Genomic DNA, 4,140 nt, shown 5'->3' on the forward strand with positions numbered 1-4,140 from the left:
AGCGGGTGCGTCCGTTGCGGGTGTCGCATGCGTTTCATTCGGGGTTGATGGAGCCGATGTTGGCGGAGTTCGGTGCGGCGGTTGAGGGGTTGGGGTTCGCCGCGCCGCGTGTGCCGTGGGTGTCGACGTTGACGGGTGGGTTGGTGGAGGAGGAGGGGTGTGGGGCGGGGTATTGGGTGGAGCAGGTGCGTCGGCCGGTGCGTTTCCATGATGCGGTGCTGGCGATGCGGGGGATGGGGGTGACCAGGTTCCTCGAGATCGGACCCGGTGGCGCGCTCACCTCCCTTGTCGGCGGCTGCTTACCCGTCATGCGCGGAGACCGCGACGAGCCGAGCACCCTGATCGCCGGGCTCGCCCGCCACTATGCGGCCGGGGGGTCCGTCGACTGGGAGGCCTTCTTCTCGGGCACCGGAGCGCGCAGGATCCCGCTGCCCACCTACGCCTTCCAGCGCAAGCGCTACTGGGAGACGCCCGCCGCCGCCGTGGACGTGTCGGCCGCCGGGCTGGAGGTCACGGATCACGCGATACTCGGTGCCGCCGTTCCCCTCGCGGACGCCGACGAGGTCGTGCTCACCGGCCGCGTGTCCCGGGCGACGCTGCCCTGGCTGGCCGACCATCGCGTGCTGGGCCGGTTTCTGCTGCCGGGGTCGGCCTTCGTGGAACTGGCCATCCGTGCCGGCGACCAGGTGGGGTGCGGCCAGGTCGAGGAGCTGAACCTGCGCGCCCCGCTGGCGCTCTCCGAGCGCGGCGCGATCCAGGTGCAGGTGGCAGTGGGCGACCCCGCCGATGACGGCCTGCGCTCGCTCACGATCCACGCCCGCCCCGAGGGCCAGGACCTGCCGTGGACGCTGCACGCCGAGGGCACGCTCGCGCCTGCGGCCCCGCCGCCCGCCTTCGACCTGAGCGAATGGCCGCCGCGCGAGGCCGAGCCGCTCGACGTCGCCGGACTCTACGACCGCCTCGCCGCCCAGGGCTTCGAGTACGGCCCCGCGTTCCGCTGCGTGCGCGCGGCGTGGACGAGCGGCTCGGACGTCTTCGCCGAACTCGCCCTTCCCGAGGGAGTGAAAGCCGACGGCTTCGGCATCCATCCGGCGCTGCTCGACGCCGCACTGCACGACCCGGTGGCCGACACCGACCGGGCGGCTCTGCCGTACGCCTGGAGCGGGGTTTCGTTGTTCGCCTCGGGCGCCACGAGGCTGCGCGCGCACGTCACCCTGCGGGACCCGGAGACGCTGACGCTGCGGCTGGCGGATCCGAGTGGCCGGCCGGTCGCGCACGTGGCGCGCGTGACAGCGCGTCCCGCGTCGGCCGGCGACCTGGGCGCGGCCGTTCACGAGGCGGGGGAGTCTCTGCTGCGGCTGACCTGGCAGCGCCGGACGGTGTCCGACACCTCCCCCGGCCGGTGGGCCGTCGTCGGCGACGACGACCTGGGCATCCCTGGAGTGTCCGCCGTCCATCCCGACCTGGCCTCGCTGGGCAGTGCCGTCGGGGACGGGGCACCCGTTCCCGACGTCGTCGTGCTGCCCGTGTGGGGGGACGGCGGCGGTGACGTGCCCTCGCGGATCCGCGAGCTGTGCCACCGCACGCTCGCCACCCTCCAGACGTGGCTGGCCGACGACCGCTTCACGACCTCCCGCCTCGTGGTGGTGACGAGGGGAGCGATGTCGATCGGGCCCGGCGACGCCTCTCCCGACCTCGTGGCCGCACCCGTCTGGGGCCTGGTCAGGTCCGCCGAGGTGGAGAACAGCGGCAGGTTCGTGCTGGCCGACCTGGACGCGGGCGGCGGCAGCCTGCTCGCCGACGCGCTCGCGCTGGATGAGCCGGAACTCGCCGTGCGAGGCTCCGACGTCCTCGTGCCGCGCCTCATGCGCGCCGCGGCCGACGGCGGGCGGGGACCGTGGACGGAGCACGGCACGGTCCTGATCACCGGCGGCACGGGCGGCCTCGGCCGTCTGGTCGCCAGGCACCTGGTCCGTGCCCACGGGGTGCGTCACCTGCTGCTCCTCTCGCGGCGCGGCATGGATGCCGAGGGCGCGGCCGAGCTGTGCGCCGAGCTGGAGTCGTTAGGCGCGGACGCGCAGGTGGTGGGGTGCGACGCCGCCGACAGGAACGCGCTGAGCAGGATACTGGCCGCCATCCCGCCGGACCGGCCGCTGACCGCGGTCGTGCACGCCGCAGGGGTCATCGCCGACGGCGTTCTCACCGCGCTGACCCCCGAACGGATGGACGCGGTCATCCGGCCCAAGGTCGATGCCGCCTGGAACCTCCACGAACTCACCTCGGGCCTGTCGGCCTTCGTCCTGTTCTCCTCCGCGGGCGGCACCTGGTCGGTCGGCGGACAGGCCGCCTACGCCGCGGCCAACGTTTTCCTCGACACGCTGGCCCAGGTGCGCAAGCACGCCGGCTTGCCGGCCACCTCGGTCGCCTCGGGTATGTGGGCGGACGCCGGCGGCATGAGCGGGCGGCTGGAGCAAGCCTTCGTCCAGCGTATGAACCGCACAGGCGTCGGCATGCTGTCAGCAGCCGGAGGGCTCGCGCTCGTCGACGCGGCCGTCGGCTCGGGCGAAGCGGTCCTCGCGCCGATCATGCTGGACCTGCGGCCGCTGCGTACCCGCGCGGCGCAGGTGCCGCCGATCATGCGCGGTCTGGTTCCCGCGCCATCCAGGCGTACGGCTCAGGCAGCCGCCACGGGACAGCGCAACCTCCTGGCGCAGCGCCTGGCCGGGGCATCCGACGGCGAGCGGGACCGGATCCTCCTGGAGCTCGTCCGCGAGCGGGCCGCGACCGTGCTCGGCCACGCCGAGGCCGAGGCGGTGCCGGCTGACCAGGCCTTCCGCGAGCTGGGCTTCGACTCGCTGACGGCACTGGAACTGCGCAACGGGCTCAACGCGGCGACGGGACTACGGCTGCCTTCGACGCTGGTGTTCGATCACCCGAGCGCCCGCGCTGTGGCCGAGCACCTCAAGGAACAGCTCCTCGGCGCCAGGCCCGACGATCGACCGCCGGCCACCCGGCAGGAGCGCACCGACGAGGATCCCATCGCGATCGTCGGGATGGCCTGCCGCTATCCGAACGGCGTGGCCTCGCCGGAGGACCTTTGGCAGCTCGTCGCGAACGGCGTCGACGCCATCACGCCGTTCCCGGAGGACCGCGGATGGGACATCGCGGGGTTGTACGACCCGGAACCCGGCGCGCCGAACAAGTCCTACGTCCGCACGGGCGGGTTCCTGCGCCATGCCGCGGAGTTCGACGCGGAGTTCTTCAGCATCAGCCCCAACGAGGCGCTGGCGATGGACCCGCAGCAGCGGCTGCTGCTGGAGGTGTCGTGGGAGGCGCTGGAGCGGGCCGGGATCGACCCAGCCTCGCTCAGAGGCAGCCCCACCGGTGTCTTCGCCGGCGTCATGTACCACGACTATCCAGGGCAGACAGCCGGAGGGTCGATCGCGTCCGGCCGGATCGCCTACACGCTGGGTCTGGAGGGGCCTGCGGTGACGGTGGACACGGCGTGCTCGTCGTCGCTGGTGGCGTTGCATCTGGCGGGGCAGGCGCTGCGGTCGGGGGAGTGTTCGCTGGCGCTGGTGGGTGGCGTGACGGTGATGGCGACGCCGGAGACGTTCGTGGAGTTCTCGCGGCAGCGTGGGCTGGCGGCTGATGGGCGGTGTAAGGCGTTCGCGGGGGCGGCGGACGGCACCGGCTGGTCGGAGGGTGTGGGGTTGCTGGTCGTGGAGCGGTTGTCCGACGCGCGGCGCAACGGTCATCCGGTGCTGGCGATCGTCCGGGGCAGCGCGGTGAACCAGGACGGCGCCTCCAACGGTTTCTCGGCTCCGAATGGGCCGTCGCAGCAGCGGGTGATTCGGGCGGCGTTGGCGAGTGCGGGGTTGTCGGGTGTGGATGTGGACGTGGTGGAGGGGCATGGGACGGGGACCAGGCTTGGTGATCCGATCGAGGCGGGTGCTCTGCTGGCGACGTACGGTGCGGATCGGTCTGTGGATCGGCCGTTGTGGTTGGGGTCGTTGAAGTCGAATGTGGGGCATACGCAGGCGGCGGCGGGGGTCGGCGGTGTGATCAAGATGGTGTTGGCGTTGCGGCATGGGGTGTTGCCGCGGACGTTGCATGTGGATGTGCCGACGCCGCATGTGG

At 72.7% G+C, this 4,140-nt stretch carries 1 protein-coding gene; it reads left to right on the plus strand.

What is annotated here, in order from left to right:
- Positions 1 to 197: 197 nt before the first annotated feature.
- Positions 198 to 4,140, plus strand: a 3,943-nt coding sequence (locus AB0C16_RS39795) for a type I polyketide synthase (RefSeq protein WP_357691293.1), incomplete at its 3' end; no start/stop codon positions are given.

The organism is Nonomuraea sp. NPDC048916 (assembly GCF_040649575.1).
Taxonomy (GTDB): Bacteria; Actinomycetota; Actinomycetes; order Streptosporangiales; family Streptosporangiaceae; genus Nonomuraea.